Source organism: Pseudomonas fluorescens, assembly GCF_018614655.1.
In the GTDB taxonomy this organism is placed as follows: Bacteria; Pseudomonadota; Gammaproteobacteria; order Pseudomonadales; family Pseudomonadaceae; genus Aquipseudomonas; species Aquipseudomonas fluorescens_BX.
The window spans coordinates 18,981-36,889 of sequence record NZ_JAGGOG010000015.1 but is presented as its reverse complement, the minus strand read 5'-3'; the positions used below and the strand labels follow the sequence as shown (position 1 = coordinate 36,889).

At 60.1% G+C, this 17,909-nt stretch carries 13 protein-coding genes and 1 tRNA gene; 9 read left to right on the top strand and 5 right to left on the bottom strand.

The annotated features are described in order from the left end of the window. Positions 1-49 precede the first annotated feature (49 nt). Positions 50-126: transfer RNA gene (locus J7E41_RS15925), tRNA-Arg, on the bottom strand. 276 nt (positions 127-402) lie between these two features. Between J7E41_RS15925 and folD the strand changes: the two genes are divergently transcribed. Together folD and pbpG are read left to right on the top strand one after the other, a co-directional pair. Then, positions 403-1,257 (top strand): bifunctional methylenetetrahydrofolate dehydrogenase/methenyltetrahydrofolate cyclohydrolase FolD, encoded by an 855-nt coding sequence (gene folD, locus J7E41_RS15920; RefSeq protein ID WP_214994251.1) that lies wholly within the window; start codon positions 403-405, stop codon positions 1,255-1,257. A gap of 208 nt (positions 1,258-1,465) precedes the next feature. Next, positions 1,466-2,404, top strand: coding sequence for a D-alanyl-D-alanine endopeptidase (gene pbpG / locus J7E41_RS15915; RefSeq protein WP_214994249.1), 939 nt, complete (start codon positions 1,466-1,468; stop codon positions 2,402-2,404). Positions 2,405-2,450: 46 nt separating this feature from the next. On the opposite strand, the gene J7E41_RS15910 is transcribed toward pbpG, so the two are convergent. Next, positions 2,451-3,122: a peptidase C39 family protein gene (locus J7E41_RS15910; protein WP_214994256.1), complete on the bottom strand. Its 672-nt coding sequence runs from the start codon at positions 3,120-3,122 to the stop codon at positions 2,451-2,453. Between the two features lie 212 nt (positions 3,123-3,334). On the opposite strand from J7E41_RS15910, the gene J7E41_RS15905 reads away from it, so the two are divergent. Next, on the top strand, positions 3,335-3,499 hold the full coding sequence (locus tag J7E41_RS15905) for a hypothetical protein (RefSeq protein WP_214994247.1): 165 nt from the start codon (positions 3,335-3,337) through the stop codon (positions 3,497-3,499). Positions 3,500-3,506: 7 nt separating this feature from the next. Here the strand turns inward: J7E41_RS15905 and J7E41_RS15900 are convergent, their stop codons facing one another. Next, complete coding sequence (locus tag J7E41_RS15900; protein WP_214994245.1) at positions 3,507-3,917, bottom strand: hypothetical protein; 411 nt, start codon at positions 3,915-3,917, stop codon at positions 3,507-3,509. 215 nt (positions 3,918-4,132) lie between these two features. Here J7E41_RS15900 and J7E41_RS15895 point away from each other — a divergent pair, with 215 nt between their 5' ends. The 3 genes from J7E41_RS15895 to J7E41_RS15885 are packed head-to-tail and all read left to right on the top strand — an operon-like array spanning position 4,133 to position 9,912. After that, on the top strand, positions 4,133-7,354 hold the full coding sequence (locus tag J7E41_RS15895) for an efflux RND transporter permease subunit (protein WP_214994244.1): 3,222 nt from the start codon (positions 4,133-4,135) through the stop codon (positions 7,352-7,354). Beyond that, on the top strand, positions 7,344-8,510 hold the full coding sequence (locus tag J7E41_RS15890; protein WP_214994243.1) for an efflux RND transporter periplasmic adaptor subunit: 1,167 nt from the start codon (positions 7,344-7,346) through the stop codon (positions 8,508-8,510). The genes J7E41_RS15895 and J7E41_RS15890 overlap by 11 nt, the downstream gene beginning before the upstream one ends. Then, a complete protein-coding gene (locus J7E41_RS15885) occupies positions 8,494-9,912 on the top strand; it encodes an efflux transporter outer membrane subunit (RefSeq protein WP_214994242.1) in 1,419 nt (472 codons plus the stop codon). Before J7E41_RS15890 ends, J7E41_RS15885 begins: the two co-directional genes overlap by 17 nt. Before the next feature lie 125 nt (positions 9,913-10,037). Here the strand turns inward: J7E41_RS15885 and J7E41_RS15880 are convergent, their stop codons facing one another. Together J7E41_RS15880 and J7E41_RS15875 are read right to left on the bottom strand one after the other, a co-directional pair. Beyond that, complete coding sequence (locus J7E41_RS15880) at positions 10,038-11,321, bottom strand: Zn-dependent hydrolase (protein WP_214994241.1); 1,284 nt, start codon at positions 11,319-11,321, stop codon at positions 10,038-10,040. Between the two features lie 172 nt (positions 11,322-11,493). Next, the gene (locus J7E41_RS15875; RefSeq protein WP_214994239.1) at positions 11,494-12,981 is read right to left on the bottom strand and encodes an NCS1 family nucleobase:cation symporter-1; all 1,488 of its coding nucleotides are present in this window, start codon (positions 12,979-12,981) and stop codon (positions 11,494-11,496) included. Between the two features lie 601 nt (positions 12,982-13,582). Here J7E41_RS15875 and hydA point away from each other — a divergent pair. From hydA to preA, 3 genes are all read left to right on the top strand, one after another. Then, positions 13,583-15,022, top strand: a complete 1,440-nt coding sequence (hydA, locus tag J7E41_RS15870) for a dihydropyrimidinase (protein WP_214994236.1) — start codon at positions 13,583-13,585, stop codon at positions 15,020-15,022. Positions 15,023-15,185: 163 nt separating this feature from the next. Further along, complete coding sequence (locus J7E41_RS15865; RefSeq protein ID WP_214994234.1) at positions 15,186-16,553, top strand: NAD(P)-dependent oxidoreductase; 1,368 nt, start codon at positions 15,186-15,188, stop codon at positions 16,551-16,553. Further along, entirely contained in the window at positions 16,553-17,827 is a 1,275-nt protein-coding gene (gene preA, locus J7E41_RS15860; RefSeq protein WP_155586334.1) for an NAD-dependent dihydropyrimidine dehydrogenase subunit PreA, read from the top strand. The genes J7E41_RS15865 and preA overlap by 1 nt, the downstream gene beginning before the upstream one ends. Positions 17,828-17,909 lie beyond the last annotated feature (82 nt).

Sequence of the window (17,909 nt, the reverse complement as noted above, 5' to 3'; positions counted from 1 at the left end):
AACTGAGCTACGCCCACCATATAGCGCTACTTGTGCCAAAGCTGCCTAATGGCGCACCCGGCAGGACTCGAACCTGCGACCATCCGCTTAGAAGGCGGATGCTCTATCCAGCTGAGCTACGGGCGCCTTATTAATCTGTACTCTTTGAGGATTACAAACTAAGTGCTTTCCAGTCTATCAGAACAACAATTCTGCTAGACCTTCTGAACCAGTGCTAGGCTGTGCCCGACAAGTGCGACGAATAGTATAGATGCCCCCCAAACCCGTCAAATCCTTTTTGAAAAAAATTCATTTTATTTAAGGGGTTAGGGGTATTTGCAGACCAAGCGCCTTTGCCCTTACGTCACGACATGCGAGAATGCGTGCTCTTTTCTTCTCCCTCTCGATGGTTAATCACGCGTAATGACTGCACAACTTATCGACGGCAAATCGATCGCCGCCAGCCTGCGCCAGCAGATCGCCAAACGTGTCGCCGAGCGTCGCCAGCAAGGCCTGCGCACGCCGGGGCTCGCGGTGATCCTGGTCGGCAGCGATCCCGCCTCTCAGGTTTATGTCTCGCACAAGCGTAAAGACTGTGAAGAGGTCGGCTTTATTTCCAAGGCCTATGACTTGCCTTCCGATACCACCCAACAGGCCCTCACCGACCTGATCGACAGCCTCAACGACGACCCGAGCATCGATGGCATCCTGCTGCAGTTGCCTTTGCCAGAGCATCTGGACGCGTCCAGGTTGCTGGAACGCATCCGCCCGGACAAAGACGTTGATGGCTTCCATCCTTATAACGTCGGTCGTCTGGCCCAACGTATTCCCCTGCTGCGCCCTTGCACCCCGAAGGGCATCATGACCCTGCTGGAAAGCACCGGCGTTGATCTTTACGGTCTGGACGCGGTCGTTGTCGGCGCCTCCAACATCGTGGGTCGCCCGATGGCCATGGAGCTGCTGCTGGCCGGTTGCACCGTGACCGTTACCCATCGCTTCACCAAAGACCTGGCAGGCCATGTCGGCCGCGCCGACCTGGTGGTGGTCGCCGCCGGCAAGCCGGGCCTGGTGAAAGGTGAATGGATCAAGGAAGGCGCTATCGTCATTGATGTGGGCATCAACCGTCAGGATGACGGCAAACTGGTGGGCGACGTGGTGTATGAAACCGCCCTGCCTCGTGCCGGCTGGATTACGCCGGTTCCGGGCGGCGTTGGCCCGATGACCCGTGCCTGCCTGCTGGAAAACACGCTGTACGCGGCAGAAACCCTGCACGACTAATAACCAGCGGTTCTGAAAAAGCCCTGCCTTATGGCGGGGCTTTTTATTGGCTGGAAAAAAATCACTTTTTTCTTTGTTTTTAAGGGCTTTCGTCTGGTTTTAGAAGCACATTCGACAATTTCTGATCCATACTTCCAGAATGTAACGTCATTTGTCAGAACGCCCGTTGCAGAACGGTATATCCCTACTTTTTAGCGAGTTCATCCGCGTGAAAATTCGTCTTTCTATCGTCAGCCTATTTTTTGCACTTACAGGCACATTCGTCAGCGCCAACGTCGACGCCAGCGAAACCATTATTGCCCCTCGAGACACCTCGCAACTGCACATCGCCTCCGGCAGTGCGATGCTGGTGGACCTGCAGACCAACAAGGTCATCTACTCCAGCAACCCGGACGTGGTCGTGCCGATCGCTTCGGTGAGCAAGCTGATGACCGGCTTGATCGTGCTGGAAGCCAAGCAGAACATGGATGAATACATCGACATCAACATCAACGACACGCCGGAAATGAAAGGTGTGTTCTCCCGGGTCAAGATCGGCAGCGAAATGCCGCGCAAAGAAATGCTGCTGATTGCCCTGATGTCGTCGGAAAACCGCGCCGCCGCCAGCCTCGCCCACCACTACCCGGGCGGCTACGCAGCCTTTATTGCAGCAATGAACGCCAAGGCCAAGGCGCTGGGCATGACCAACACCCACTATGTCGAGCCCACCGGCCTGTCGATCCATAACGTCTCGACGGCACGTGACTTGAGCAAGTTGCTGGCAGCCGCACGCAAGTACCCGATGCTCAGCCAACTGAGCACCACCAAGGAAAAAACCGTGGCCTTTCGCAAGCCCAACTACACCTTGGGTTTTTCCAACACCGACCACTTGATCAACCGCGCCAACTGGGACATCAAGCTGACCAAGACCGGCTTTACCAACCAGGCTGGCCACTGCCTGGTGCTGGTGACAAGCATGGGTAATCGTCCGGTGTCGCTGGTGATCCTCGACGCGTTCGGCAAATTCACGCACTTTGCCGATGCCAGCCGCATTCGCAATTGGGTTGAAACCGGCAAGAGCGGCTCGGTACCAGACGTGGCCCTGCGCTATAAGGCTGACAAGAACTTGAAAAACCGTCAGGGTGTGGTGCAGACATCCGAGCGCTAAAAGGTTTTCGAGCACAATAAAAAACGGCGCCCTTGAGCGCCGTTTTTTATGGTTTCGTGGCCAGCACCTTGAGTGCCTGGGCCGCCGCCTGCTCCTGCCCTGCCTGGGCCAAAGCACTGGCGGCTTGCTGCCAACGCCGGGTATCCACGTTGGCTGGCAATTGGCTTGGTCGCTGGACCAGGATCGCCCAATGACCAGCACTCTCCCACGCGGACTCAAAAGCACTGAAGCCCATCAGCAGCCGTCGATTCATCCCCGAACGCAACAACACCGTGCCTTTCTGCTGGTTGAAGCCCACCAGCACGGCGTAACGCGGTCCGGACCAGAAGGTCGAACCCTCGGTAATCCGTACCATGACCGGATACCCGGCCGCCACTTGCGTCAATAACGCCGGTAGCTTGGGATCCAGCGGATAGACCAGCAGGCCATACTCCCGGGCCAGTACCTGCATATTGCGCTCAAGGTCCGCCTCGGCACCCGGCAAATGCAACGGCTTATCCAGCAGCCCCGGTGTAATCACAATGCCTTGTTGGGACAGCATGCTGGCCAAGGCAGAAGGACCACTCAGATAGGCCTCAGTGCGGAAGCCCGCCACGCCATTGAGCTCGACCCGCTCCGGCAGGCCCTGGATTTTCGACGGGTGCCCGGCGCAGGCCGCCAGCCCCAGAACACAGACTGCCAACAGCCAGGAGGTTTTAACGTTCGACCGTAACCGCAACTTCATCACTCTCTTGATCAAATGCCGACGTGGGCGTTGATCATAGGACGCTCTTGAACCGGGGTATAGCCTTGAACCGCAGTAAATGGCCCGGCATAGAGCAAACAAGTTGGACGCACACGACCATTGGTCAATAGCACGCAACGGTCCAGTAGCTAGACTGTCCATTGAACAGACAGTGTGTGCCCTGCACAGGGCAAAAGGAGGCACTCATGAGCCTGACGACAACGATTTTCCTACTGGTATGCGGCTGGCTTTCGGTGGCCGGCGCCATGCTGTGGGGTGTACTGCGAGTCACCCGCCGGCATCATCCTCCACAGGTAAAACCTGCGGCACCCGAGGAGTCGCACAAACCCGCCATGCACCACCACGCCTGACCCTGCCTCAACCCGGCATGCAATTGAAGTCCTGGGTATGCGCCACTTCCTTGCCATGCCCATCCATCAGTTCGGCCCGTACGGTGGTGCCCAGGCTTGACTCCACCAAGGTGTAATGCTCACCGGCCTTGAAATTCCTGTAGTCGACATGGCCCTGGCAGTCCTGCTGATTGTCGTCGCCCGCCTCTTCTTCAAACAGGGTCACGTCGAGACGATGGGCGCCAGGTTTGACTTCAAAGTAGCGGCCATCATCAATGCGCTTACCGTCTACCCGCTCGGCCATCAGGTCGTTGGGCGCTTCCTCTTGCAGGCCGATCCAGGCTTCACTCGGGTCCGGTTGCGGCATGGGACCAGCGCAGGCCGACAACAGCAGGACCGCACTCAAGGCCGGGATCAACAACAAGGGTTTGAGGGACATGGCAGAACTCCAGAAGGACAATATTGAACGGGCAAAAGGTGCCTCGTCCGATCGGTATCCAGCCTGTTACGCCCAGCATTGTTGAACAAATGAATACGTATGAAAGGATCTTCAGGCATTACCTAAAACTTCCTTCACTTGGCTGAAAGGTGCGTGTTAGGTGGGTCGGGCAAGACTGCCGGGGTTTGCAATCCCACTCCTTTGGAGGTTATGGCATGCTCGGGCTGGTAAAGACCGCACTGCTCAAGCCCTACACGTTTATCGTGCTGGCGATTTTCATCTGCATCATCGGGCCCATGGCGGCCTTGCGTACCCCCACCGACGTATTCCCCGATATCGGCATCCCCGTGGTGGCGGTGGTCTGGCAGTACAACGGCCTGTCGCCGGACGCCATGGCCGGCCGCGTGATCTACACCTACGAACGCTCCCTGAGTACCACGGTCAACGACATCGAACACATCGAGTCCCAGTCGTTGCCGGGCATGGGCATCGTGAAGATCTTCTTCCAGCCCGGCGTGGATATCCGCACCGCCAACGCCCAAGTCACCGCGGTGTCACAAACCGTACTCAAGCAAATGCCGCCAGGCATCACCCCACCGCTGATCCTCAACTACAGCGCCTCCACGGTGCCGATCCTGCAGATGGCATTCTCCAGCCCGACCCTCTCCGAGGCGAAGATCCGCGACCTGGTACAGAACAATATCCGCCTGCCCCTGAGCGCCCTGCCCGGCCTGGCCATGCCGACTCCCATGGGCGGCAAACAACGCCAGATCACGCTTGACCTCGACCCACAAGCCTTGGCCGCCAAGGGTCTGTCCGCCCAGGACGTGGGCAACGCGCTGGCCTTGCAGAACCAGATCATCCCGGTGGGCACCGCAAAACTCGGCTCCAACGAATACACGATCCTGCTCAACAACAGCCCCAAAGCCATTGATGAGCTGAACGACCTGCCGATCAAGACCGTCAACGGCGCAATCATCACCATCGGCCAAGTGGCTCATGTACGTGATGGCTCGCCTCCGCAGACCAACATTGTGCGGGTCGACGGCCATCGCGCCGTGCTGATGCCGGCGCTAAAAAACGGCAGCATCTCCACCCTGTCGATCATCGATGGCATTCGTCAGATGCTGCCGCGGATCAATGAAACTCTGCCGCCGTCGCTGAAGACTTCGCTGTTGGGTGATGCGTCGGTATTCGTCAAACAATCGGTGGGCAGCGTTGCCCAGGAAGGCATCATCGCTGCGCTGCTGACCAGTGCGATGATCCTGCTGTTCCTGGGCAGTTGGCGCTCGACCTTGATCATCACCGCCTCGATACCCCTCGCCGTATTGTCAGCCATCGCCCTGTTGGCAGTCAGCGGCCAGACCCTCAACGTCATGACCCTCGGCGGGCTGGCGCTGGCGGTGGGGATCCTGGTGGACGACGCCACGGTGACCATCGAGAACATCAACTGGCACCTGGAGCAAGGCAAGGCGGTTAAGACCGCAATCCTCGACGGCGCCAAACAGATCGTCGGCCCGGCGTTCGTATCCTTGCTGTGTATCTGCATCGTGTTTGTGCCGATGTTCATGCTGCAAGGCATCGCCGGCTACCTGTTCCGGCCAATGGCCCTGGCGGTGATCTTTGCCATGGCCAGTTCGTTCATTCTGTCGCGAACACTGGTGCCGACGCTGGCGATGTACCTGCTCAAACCCCATGCGCCGGAGCCAGGCCCGGGACATCACCCGGAAGATGAATTCATCAACCATCACGAAGGTGAACAGCATAAACCCCAGCGCCATGCAGCCCTGCAAGCGGTATTGAATTTCCAGCAGGGTTTCGAGCGCCGCTTCTCCAATGTGCGCGATATTTACCATGGCCTGCTGGCCCTGGCCCTGGGTTATCGCAAACGCTTTATCGTCGGTTTTCTGGCCTGCGTCCTCGCCTCATTCCTGCTGCTGCCAAGCCTGGGCCAGGACTTTTTCCCGGCCACTGATGCCGGCGCGCTGGCGATGCATGTACGCCTGCCTTTAGGCACGCGGATCGAGGAAAGCGCTGCCGCCTTTGACCGAATCGAAGCACGTATCCGCGAGATCATTCCGGCGGAACAACTGGACACCATCGTCGATAACATCGGCATTCCCTTGAGCGGGATCGACATGGCCTACAGCAGCAGCGGCACTATCGGCCCGCAGGACGGCGATATCCAAGTCAGCCTCAAGGCCGAGCACAGCCCCACCGCCGACTACGTGAAAAAACTCCGTGAAGCCCTGCCCGAAAGTTTCCCCGGCAGCCACTTCGCGTTCTTGCCGGCGGACATCAGTAGCCAGATCCTCAATTTCGGCGCACCAGCCCCCTTGGACGTGAAGATTTCCGGGCGCAGTGACGAAGAAAACCGTGCCTATGCCCTGGAGCTGGAACGCCGGCTGCAACATGTGCCGGGCATTGCTGACTTGCGTATCCAACAGTCCACCGGCTATCCGTCGCTGCAAGTCAACGTCGACCGCATGCGCGCCAATGGCCTGGGCATTACCGAGCGCGACGTGACCAACAGCATGGTCGCGTCACTGGCCGGCAGCTCGCAAACAGCACCGACCTTCTGGCTTAACCCGGCCAACGGCGTGTCCTATTCGATCGTCGCCGCGACGCCGCAATACCGTCTCGACAGCTTGCCGGCACTGGAAGCCTTGCCGGTCACCGGTGCCGATGGGCAGTCGCAAATCCTTGGTGGCGTGGCAAGCATTTCCCGCGTGCAAAGCCCGGCGGTGGTCACCCACTACAATATCGAACCGACCCTGGACCTGTACGCCAACGTGCAAGGCCGCGACCTCGGCGGCGTCGCCCGTGACGTGCAAAAAATCCTCGATGACACCGCCTCCATGCGCCCCAAAGGCGCGACCATCAGCCTCCACGGGCAGATCGACGCCCTGCACGAAGCCTTCAGCGGTTTGAGCTTCGGCCTGTTGGGCGCGGTGGTGCTGATCTACCTGTTGATCGTGGTGAACTTCCAATCCTGGGTCGACCCGTTTGTGATCATCACCGCCCTGCCCGCGGCGCTCGCCGGGATCGTGTGGATGCTGTTTCTCAGTGGCACCTCGCTGTCGGTGCCGGCGCTGACGGGAGCCATTCTGTGTATGGGGGTAGCCACCGCCAACTCGATCCTGGTGGTGAGTTTCTGTCGAGAGCGCCTGGCCGAACACGGCGATGCCTTGAAGGCCGCGCTGGAGGCCGGCTACACCCGTTTCCGGCCGGTGTGCATGACGGCGCTGGCGATGATCATCGGCATGCTACCCCTGGCCTTGTCTGAGGAACAGAACGCCCCGCTGGGCCGGGCAGTCATCGGTGGCCTGATCCTCGCCACCACCGCCACCCTGCTGTTTGTTCCCGTGGTCTTCAGCCTGGTCCACGGTCGTCATCCCACTCGCGCTGTTGCTGGAGAAGCCTCACATGTCGTCTGATCACAAACCCTCGCGCAAGCGTCTGATGCTCATGGGTATCGGCGGCCTTACCCTGGCCGCCCTGTTGGTCGCCAACGGCCTGCACGCCCGCACAATGCACGAAAAAGCCGTTACTGCCTGGACCGAAACCACCGCAGTACCGCAAGTGATGGTGTTCCAGCCCAAGCAAAACGTCGCGGGCGACACCCTGCGCTTGCCCGCACACCTGGAAGCCTGGAGCAAGGCTCCGATCCATGCGCGGGTCAGCGGTTATCTGAAAGACTGGAAAGTCGACATCGGCGCCCACGTCAAAGCCGGACAGATCCTCGCCGAAATCGACAGCCCCGACCTTGATCAGCAAGTGGCACAGACCCACGCCCGGCTGATCCAGGAACAGGCCAATGCGCGCCTGGCCCAAACCACCGCGACCCGCTGGCAAAACCTGCTGGCCAGCCATTCGGTGTCCCGTCAGGAAGCCGATGAAAAAACCTCGAATGCCGCCGCTGCCAAAGCCAATGCCCAGGCGGCCGCAGCCGACTATGCACGGCTCTCGGCGCTGGAGGACTACAAGACCATCCGCGCGCCATTCGCCGGCGTCATCACCGCGCGCAACACCGATATCGGCCAGTTGATCAAGGCCGACAGCGACAGCGATCCGGAACTGTTCGACATCGCCGACACCCATCAACTACGCCTCTACGTGCCGGTGCCGCAGAACTATGCAGCGGTGATTCACCCAGGGCTTGAAGCACAACTGACGGTCCCCGAGCATCCTGGCAAACACTTCAGCGCACGGTTGATGGGCGACTCCACCGCCATCGACCGCCGCTCGGGCACCCTGCTTGCCCAGTTCATCGCCGATAACCCCGACGGCCAGTTGCTGCCCGGAGACTACACCGAAGCCACCCTGCCGATTCCGGCGGATACCCATGGCGTCAGCATTCCTGCCAGTTCGCTGATCTTCCGCGCCGAGGGCACTCAGGTTGCCGTGCTGGATGCGAACAACCATGTGCACCTGCAAGACATCCACATCGGCCTGGACCTGGGCGAACGCCTGGTGATCGACCAGGGCCTCAAACCCGCCGACCGTGTGATCGACAACCCACCGGATGCCCTGCGTGAAGGTGACTTCGTGCAACTGGCCGACGCCGGAGGTGCTCATGCGCCCAAGGCTTAAACCCCTCGCCGCGCTGGTGTTGCTGGCGCTGCAAGGCTGCTCGATGGCGCCCCGCTACACAGTGCCGGCGATTGACCTGCCGGCGCAGTACCGCGAACAGACCAGCGATGGCCCGTGGCACAGCGCGCAACCCGCCGACCAACTGGCGCCGCAATGGTGGTTGCTGTATCAGGACCCGCGCCTGGATGACCTGCAACAACAGCTGTTGAAGGCCAATCCGGATTTGGCCGCGGCGTTGGCGCATTTCGATGCGTCCCAAGCGTATGCCAGCCAATTGCATGCTGGATTGTTCCCGCAGATCACTGCCAGTGCGCAGCCGTTGCGCCAGCGCCAGTCGGACAGTCGGCCCCTGCGCGGTGATACGCAGCCTTCGGTGTACAACAGCAACACCGCCGGTTTCTCCCTGAGTTACGACCTGGATGTGTGGGGCAAGATCCGCAACCAGGTAGCGGCCGGTGACGCCCAGGCCCAGGCGTCCGGCGATGACCTGGCGGTGGCGCGTCTGAGCCTGCAACATCAACTGGCGACGTTGTATGTGCAGCTCAACGGGCTGGATGCCCAGAGCCGGATTCTCAGCAAATCCCTGGATGATTTCGGCCAGGCATTGCAACTCACCCGCAGCCGTTACGAGGGCCAGATCGCCTCGGAACTGGACCTGACCCGTGCGCAAAGCCAACTGGCCGAAGCCGAGGCGCAACTGGATGACGTGCGTGGCCAGCGCAACCTTACCGAGCATGCGATGGGTGAGTTGGTGGGCGTGTCAGCCAGTAACTTCCAACTGCCGCCAAGCCACCAACTGATTGCGTTGCCGGGTATTCCACAGCAACTGCCGAGCCACCTGCTGCAACGTCGGCCCGATATCGCTGCGGCGGAACGGCGGGTGTTTGCAGCCAACGCCAACATCGGCGTGGCCAAGGCGGCGTGGTACCCGGACTTCAGTCTGACCGGGCTGATTGGCGGGCAAACCCAAGGCGTCGGCAACGTGTTCTCGGCGGCTAATCGGTACTGGGCACTGGGGCCGTTGGTCAATCTGCCGATCTTCGACGGTGGACGCTTGAGTGCCAACGAGCGCCAGGCCAAGGCCGAGTTTGAAGAAGCTTCAGCCCATTACCGCAGCCAGGTTTTACGGGCGGTGCGTGAGGTGGAAGACAACCTGGCGCAACTGCGGGATTTGCAGCAGGAAGCGTTGGATGAACAGGCCGCGGCGAATGCAGCGGAGCACACTCAGGTACTGGCGATGAACAGCTATGAAGCCGGTGCGGTGAGTTATCTGGATGTGGTGACGGCGCAGACGGCCGCGTTGCAGGCACAGCGGACGTTGCAGGCGGTGCAGACGCGGCAGTTGCAGGCGAGTGTCGGGTTGGTCACGGCGCTGGGTGGCGGTTGGCAACCCGGCGCCTGACACCGCTCTCAGGCCCCTCAGTTCTAAATGTGGAAAAGCCCCCTCCCACATGTTGATTGATGTTCGACATGACAACGCGGTCAACGGTGGGGGGCTTGCTCCCCCCACACATGTTTTACTGCATTTCAGGCCGCCAACTTCCCACTGGCAATCGCCGCCGACGCCGCCACCATCGCCCTTAACAACACCGCACACCCCGCCGCCAAATCATCCGGCGCGGCGTTCTCGATTTCGTTGTGGCTGATACCCCCTTCACACGGCACGAAAATCATCCCCGCCGGGCCAAGTTCCGCCACGAAGATCGCGTCATGCCCTGCCCCGCTGACAATGTCCATGTTTGACAGGCCCAAACCGTTGGCCGCATCACGCACGGCGTCCACGCAGCCTTTGTCGAAGTACAGCGGCGGGAAGTCGGCAGTCGGAACCATCTCGAACGTAAGCCCGTGTTTGGCACAGGTGTCGTCGATCACCTTGCGCACCTGGGCAATCATCGAGTCCAGCCGCGCCGGCTCCAGGTGACGGAAGTCCAGGGTCATGCGCACTTCGCCGGGGATGACGTTGCGTGAGCCCGGATACGCTTGCAGGCAACCGACGGTGCCACAGGCGTGAGGTTGATGACCCAGCGCAGCAGCGTTGACCGCCGCGACCACGGCAGCGGCGCCTACCAGGGCATCCTTGCGCAGGTGCATGGGCGTCGGACCGGCATGGGCTTCTACCCCACGCAACTTGAGGTCGAACCATTTCTGGCCCAGGGCGCCGAGCACCACGCCGATGGTCTTGCGCTCATCCTCAAGGATCGGGCCTTGTTCGATATGCGCTTCAAAATAGGCGCCCACCTTGTGCCCGCTGACCGGACGTGTGCCGGCATAGCCAATCGCATTCAACGCATCACCGACGGTCACCCCGTCAGCGTCGGTCTTGGCCAGGGTGTCGGCCAGGGTGAATTTCTCGGCAAACACGCCAGAACCCATCATGCAGGGTGGAAAGCGCGAGCCTTCTTCGTTGGTCCACACTACGACTTCCAAAGGCGCTTCGGTTTCGATATTGAGATCGTTGAGGGTGCGCAATACCTCCACACCGGCCAGCACACCGAAGCAGCCATCGAACTTGCCACCGGTGGGTTGGGTGTCGATATGGCTGCCGGTCATGACGGGCGGCAATTTGGGATTACGGCCAGGACGGCGGGCGAAGATATTGCCGATGCCGTCGATGGTGACGGTACAGCCTGCCTCCTCGCACCACTTCACAAACAGGTCACGGGCTTGGCGGTCGAGGTCGGTCAGGGCCAGGCGGCAGACACCGCCTTTGGGCGTGGCGCCGAGCTTGGCCAGCTCCATCAGGGACAGCCACAAACGATCGCGGTTGATGTGCTGATGGGTGGATTGCAGAACGTCTGTGGCAGCGTTCATGGGGATCTCCTCAGGCGAAAATTCTTATGGTTTGACTCGATTCAAATGTGGGAGCGGCGGTGCGACGGTTCGACTTGCTCGCGAAAGCGTTGTATCTGCCAATACATCTGGTGACTGACCCACCGCCTTCGCGAGCAAGCCCGCTCCCACATTTGATTGCATTTCACATTCGCTACAAGGGTGTTTTCACGGCAACCGGGCTGGCCCCGCGCTTCATGCACAGGCCGTAATACAACAACCCGCCCAATGCCGAGCCGGTGAACCAGCCGTAGCTGTAGAACCAACTGAATGCATCACTGCCCAGCGACAACAACGTCAGCACCACCGGTACGCCGAAGGCGATAAAGCCGTACCAGTTCCACGCCGGGTACACGTCGTCGCGGTACAAACCTGCCAGGTCCAGTTGCTGCTTTCTGATGATGAAATAGTCCACCACCATGATCCCGGCGATCGGCCCCAAGAGGCTTGAGTAACCCAGCAGCCAGTTGGAATAGACGGTTTCCAGGCTGACGTCAGAGATGATCAGCCCCAGCTTCTTCAGCAGTTCATGCCCCATCAGCGCCAGCCCGACCAGGCCGGTGAGAATCACCGCCGTGGTGCGATTGATCAGTTTGGGCGCGATGTTCTGGAAGTCATTGGTGGGCGAGACGATGTTCGCCGCCGTGTTGGTGGACAAGGTGGCGATGATGATCAGTGCCATGGCCACAGCTACCCACACCGGGCTCTGGATATGCCCAATCAACGTCACAGGATCGGAGACGCTGACCCCCACCAGTTTTACCGAAGCCGCGGTCATGATCACACCGAGGGCGGCGAACAGGAACATGGTCAGCGGCAAGCCGAAAATCTGCCCGAGGATCTGGTCCTTCTGGCTTTTGGCATAGCGACTGAAGTCGGGAATGTTCAACGACAAGGTGGCCCAGAAACCGACCATCGCTGTCAACCCGGCCATGAAGTAACTGGTGACGCTGGCACCCTCCGGCCGCTTAGGCGGGATCGCCATCAGTTCCGTCAGGGATACGTTGGGCAAGGCCCATACCAGTAGGCCGATACCCACAGCCACCAGCAACGGAGCAGACAGGGTTTCCAGCCATTTGATCGACTCGGCGCCGCGTAACACCACCCACAGGTTCAGGGTCCAGAAGACCATGAAACCAATCACTTCACCGGTGCCGCCCAATGACTTCCAGCCCTCGAAAATCGAGCCGAGAAACAAGTGGATCGCCAGCCCGCCAAACATCGTCTGGATACCGAACCAGCCGCACGCCACCAGGGCGCGGATCAGGCACGGCACGTTGGAGCCGATCACCCCGAAGGAGGAGCGCAACAACACCGGGAACGGAATGCCGTACTTGGTGCCGGCGAAGGCGTTGAGGGTCAAGGGGATAAGCACGACCAGGTTGGCCAGCAAGATGGCCAGCAGCGCCTCCCCCACTGATAAACCGAAATAGGCGGTCAGCACGCCGCCCAGGGTGTAAGTCGGCACACAGATCGACATGCCGATCCACAGCGCGGTGATGTGCCACTTGTTCCAGGTTCGTTCGTGCACCTTGGTCGGTGCGATGTCGTGGTTGTAACGGGGACTGTCGAGGACGTCGGGGCCGGCGTCGAGTTCGTACAGGCCGTCGCGTTCGGTGACTTGCGATCTGTTCTGTTGCATGGCCGCTCCACGGTTTTTTCGAATTATTTTTGCTCATCCCGCAGCGAGTGCAGGATGGCCGGAGTACCTCGTTGACAACATGACATCACGGACCCGGCCAACCGCCACTGCACTCAATAACCGTGCCGCCAGCCGTAACCATGTCCGCACCGCTTCTATAACTCACTGATGTTTATCAGCTTTATGGTATCGACCGACAAGCCCCTCGGTACTTGCAGCGTTACTCAGGCCAAATAACGCGAAAGTTGTCCGAACCCTCAGGACTCATTCTGGTGCGACACAATTATTTTTATTTCCCGCCCCCGTCAAGAGGCATGTCTCAAGCGTCTGATTTGCAATAAGAAATGTTGCTCATATTGGGAACCTGTCAAGTGCGTCAAAATGGTGAGAGGTCGCTACATTTTGGTGATTTGTATTTTTTATTGTTTAAAATCAGTTAGTTATTACAAATATAAACTTATAAAAATTATTCTTGCTCATTCTAAAAACTCCGGCTAGTTTCTATTCCTGTCACCGCTGACAGGAATTAACCGACCTGCGGCGCGATGCATTACAACACTTAGAACTGGCACAAGCCGGTCAAGCCCGTGAGGAACTCGACATGTCTCTGTTGATCCGTGGCGCCACCGTTATTACCCATGATGAAAGTTACCGAGCCGATGTCTTGTGCTTCGAGGGTCTAATCCGTGCTATTGGCACTGATCTGGATATTCCGGCAGGTGCCGAGATACTCGACGGCAGCGGTCAATACTTGATGCCCGGCGGCATCGACCCCCATACCCATATGCAACTGCCCTTCATGGGCACGGTGGCCAGTGAAGACTTTTTCAGTGGTACGGCGGCGGGCCTGGCGGGTGGTACGACGTCGATCATCGACTTTGTGATTCCCAATCCGCAGCAATCCTTGTTGGAGGCCTTTCACCAATGGCGTGGCTGGGCCGAGAAGTCAGCATCTGATTATGGTTTTCACGTCGCGATTACCTGGTGGAGCGAGCAGGTCCGCGAGGAGATGGCCGAACTGGTCAGCCGTCACGGCATCAACAGCTTCAAGCACTTCATGGCCTACAAGAACGCGATCATGGCGGCCGACGATACCTTGGTGGCCAGCTTCGAGCGTTGCCTGGAATTGGGTGCCGTACCCACAGTGCACGCCGAAAATGGCGAGCTGGTCTATCACCTGCAACGCAAGCTGATGGCCCAGGGCATCACGGGGCCGGAAGCACACCCGCTGTCGCGCCCTTCACAAGTCGAAGGCGAAGCGGCCAGCCGCGCGATTCGCATCGCTGAAACCATCGGCACGCCGCTGTACCTGGTGCATGTTTCCACCAAGGAGGCGCTGGACGAAATCACCTATGCCCGCAGCAAAGGCCAACCGGTCTACGGCGAAGTCCTGGCCGGGCATTTGCTGTTGGACGACAGCGTCTACCAGCACCCGGACTGGCAGACCGCCGCCGGCTACGTGATGAGCCCACCCTTCCGCCCTCGCGGGCACCAGGAGGCGCTGTGGCATGGCCTGCAATCGGGCAACCTGCACACCACCGCCACCGACCATTGCTGCTTCTGCGCCGAGCAAAAAGCCGCCGGCCGTGACGACTTCAGCAAGATCCCCAACGGCACCGCTGGCATCGAAGACCGCATGGCGCTGTTGTGGGACGAAGGCGTGAACACCGGACGCCTTTCAATGCAGGAGTTCGTCGCACTGACCTCCACCAATACCGCGAAGATCTTCAACCTCTATCCGCGCAAAGGCGCGATCCGTGTCGGTGCCGATGCCGACCTGGTGCTGTGGGATCCCCAAGGCACACGGACCATTTCCGCGAAAACCCACCATCAGCAAGTGGACTTCAACATCTTCGAAGGCAAGACCGTACGCGGTGTGCCCAGCCACACCATCAGCCAGGGCAAGTTGGTCTGGGTGGATGGGGATTTGCGGGCGGAGCGTGGGGCCGGGAGGTATGTGGAGCGGCCGGCGTATCCGTCGGTGTTCGAGCAGTTGAGCAAACGGGCGGAGTATTCCAGGCCCACTGCGGTGAAACGCTGAAGCCGCCATTCGCGAGCAAGCCCGCTCCCACATTCGATCCCATTTCAACGGGATGAACGCGGTCGAATGTGGGAGCGGGCTTGCTCGCGAAGAGGCCAGTGCAGACAACACAAAAACCACTGCCCATCAGAGGCAGCACCTCAAAAACCGTGAGGCCACTACCGTGATCCAGACCCTGAACCATCTTCCACACCCCCATGAAGATGCGGCCGCCCTCGCCGCTCATTTCACCGACCTGGCGCCGCCGCTCAATGCCCGGCAAGCACAACTTGAAGCCTCGCGCTGCCTGTATTGCTACGACGCGCCGTGTGTCAATGCGTGCCCCAGCGAGATCGACATTCCGTCGTTCATCCGCAATATCCACACCGAAAACGTCCAGGGCGCTGCGCAGAAGATTCTCTCGGCGAATATCCTCGGCGGCAGCTGCGCCCGGGTGTGCCCGACGGAAATCCTCTGCCAGCAAGCTTGTGTGCGTAACAATGCCGAAGAATGCGCCCCCGTGCTGATCGGCCTGTTGCAGCGTTATGCCGTGGACAACGCGCACTTCAGCGAACACCCGTTCAAACGCGCCGCCCCTACCGGCAAGCGCATCGCGGTGGTGGGTGCTGGCCCTGCCGGATTGTCCTGTGCCCATCGCAGTGCCTTGCACGGTCATGACGTGGTGGTTTTTGAAGCCCGGGAGAAAGCCGGCGGCCTGAATGAATACGGGATCGCCAAGTACAAACTGGTGGACGACTTCGCCCAGAAGGAGCTGGATTTCCTGCTGCAAATCGGCGGTATCGAAATCCGTCACGGCCAACGCCTGGGCGACAATCTGACCCTGAGCGAACTGCACCAGCAATTCGACGCGGTATTCCTGGGCCTTGGGCTGGCGGCCAGCAAGCAACTGGGGCTGCCTCACGAAGACGCACCCGGCCTGCTCGCCGCCACCGACTACATCCGCGAATTACGCCAGGCCGACGACCTCAGCCAGCTACCGCTGGCCGACCGCTGCATCGTGCTCGGTGCCGGCAACACCGCTATCGACATGGCCGTGCAAATGGCCCGCCTCGGTGCCCGTGATGTAAACCTGGTGTACCGCCGTGGCCTTGGTGAAATGGGCGCCACCGGTCACGAACAGGACATCGCCAAGGCCAATCAGGTGCGCCTGCTGACTTGGGCGCAGCCCGAAGAAGTCCTGCTGGATGATCAGGGCCGTGTGCGCGGTATGCGCTTTGCCCACACACAGATGGACAACGGCCGACTGCTGGCCACCGGCGAAACCTTTGAATTGGCCGCCGATGCGATCTTCAAGGCCATCGGTCAAGGCTTCGACGAAGAAGCGTTGCACGACCCACTGGCCCACGAACTGCAACGAGTGGGCGACCGCATTTTCGTCGACGAACAACTGCGCACCAGCATTCCCGGGGTGTACGCCGGCGGTGACTGCGTCAGCCTGGGCCAGGACCTTACCGTCCAGGCAGTTCAACACGGCAAGCTGGCCGCCGAGGCCATGCACACCCAACTCATGCTCAATGTGGAGGCTGCGTAATGGCCGATCTCTCGATTGTCTTCGCCGGTATCAAAGCCCCCAATCCATTCTGGCTGGCCTCCGCGCCGCCCACCGACAAGGCCTACAATGTGGTGCGTGCCTTTGAGGCGGGCTGGGGCGGTGTGGTCTGGAAAACCCTCGGGGAGGACCCGGCCGCGGTCAACGTCTCGTCGCGCTACTCGGCGCACTTTGGTGCCAACCGGGAAGTGCTGGGCATCAACAACATCGAGCTGATCACCGACCGTTCCCTGGAGATCAACCTGCGGGAAATCACCCAGGTGAAAAAGGACTGGCCGGACCGCGCCCTGATCGTGTCGCTGATGGTGCCGTGCGTCGAAGAGTCCTGGAAACACATCCTGCCCCTGGTGGAAGCCACCGGCTGCGACGGTATCGAGCTGAACTTCGGCTGCCCCCACGGCATGCCGGAACGCGGCATGGGCGCTGCCGTGGGCCAGGTGCCGGAGTATGTGGAACAGGTCACGCGCTGGTGCAAGACGTACTGTTCGCTGCCGGTAATCGTCAAGCTCACCCCCAATATCACCGACATCCGCGTCGCGGCGCGTGCGGCCTATCGCGGTGGTGCCGATGCGGTGTCGCTGATCAACACCATCAACTCCATTACCAGCGTCGACCTGGAGCGCATGGTTGCCCTGCCAATGGTCGGCACCCAAAGCACCCACGGTGGTTACTGCGGTTCGGCGGTCAAGCCGATTGCCTTGAACATGGTGGCGGAAATCGCCCGTGACCCACAGACACAAGGCCTGCCGATCTGTGGGATTGGTGGCATTGGCAATTGGCGTGATGCAGCGGAATTCGTGGCCCTGGGTTGCGGCGCGGTGCAGGTGTGCACGGCGGCAATGTTGCATGGCTTCCGGATTGTCGAGGAGATGAAGGACGGGCTGTCGCGGTGGATGGACAGTCAGGGTTACAGCAGCTTGCAGGAGTTTTCCGGGCGGGCGGTGGGCAATACCACGGACTGGAAGTACCTGGACATCAACTATCAGGTAATCGCCAAGATTGATCAGGCGGCGTGTATTGGCTGCGGGCGCTGCCATATTGCCTGTGAAGATACCTCGCACCAGGCGATTGCCAGTTTGAAGCAGGCGGATGGCACGCATAAGTATGAGGTGATCGATGATGAGTGCGTGGGCTGCAACTTGTGCCAGATCACGTGTCCCGTGGCGGATTGCATCGAGATGGTGGCGGTGGACACGGGCAAGCCGTTTTTGAATTGGACGCAGGATCCGAGGAATCCGTACCGGGAAGCCGTGTAGCGTCGGGAAAATCGCTATCGCAGGCAAGCCAGCTCCCACATTTGATCGGTGTTCGACAAAACAACCCGGTCCACTGTGGGAG

Excerpts from the sequence above, each read along its gene's own strand:
- folD (WP_214994251.1), top strand. The coding sequence starts at position 403 with ATGACTGCACAACTTATCGACGGCAAATCGATCGCCGCCAGCCTGCGC.
- J7E41_RS15905 (WP_214994247.1), top strand. The coding sequence starts at position 3,335 with ATGAGCCTGACGACAACGATTTTCCTACTGGTATGCGGCTGGCTTTCG.
- J7E41_RS15900 (WP_214994245.1), bottom strand. The coding sequence starts at position 3,917 with ATGTCCCTCAAACCCTTGTTGTTGATCCCGGCCTTGAGTGCGGTCCTG.
- J7E41_RS15895 (WP_214994244.1), top strand. The coding sequence starts at position 4,133 with ATGCTCGGGCTGGTAAAGACCGCACTGCTCAAGCCCTACACGTTTATC.
- J7E41_RS15890 (WP_214994243.1), top strand. The coding sequence starts at position 7,344 with ATGTCGTCTGATCACAAACCCTCGCGCAAGCGTCTGATGCTCATGGGT.
- J7E41_RS15885 (WP_214994242.1), top strand. The coding sequence starts at position 8,494 with ATGCGCCCAAGGCTTAAACCCCTCGCCGCGCTGGTGTTGCTGGCGCTG.
- J7E41_RS15880 (WP_214994241.1), bottom strand. The coding sequence starts at position 11,321 with ATGAACGCTGCCACAGACGTTCTGCAATCCACCCATCAGCACATCAAC.
- J7E41_RS15875 (WP_214994239.1), bottom strand. The coding sequence starts at position 12,981 with ATGCAACAGAACAGATCGCAAGTCACCGAACGCGACGGCCTGTACGAA.
- hydA (WP_214994236.1), top strand. The coding sequence starts at position 13,583 with ATGTCTCTGTTGATCCGTGGCGCCACCGTTATTACCCATGATGAAAGT.
- preA (WP_155586334.1), top strand. The coding sequence starts at position 16,553 with ATGGCCGATCTCTCGATTGTCTTCGCCGGTATCAAAGCCCCCAATCCA.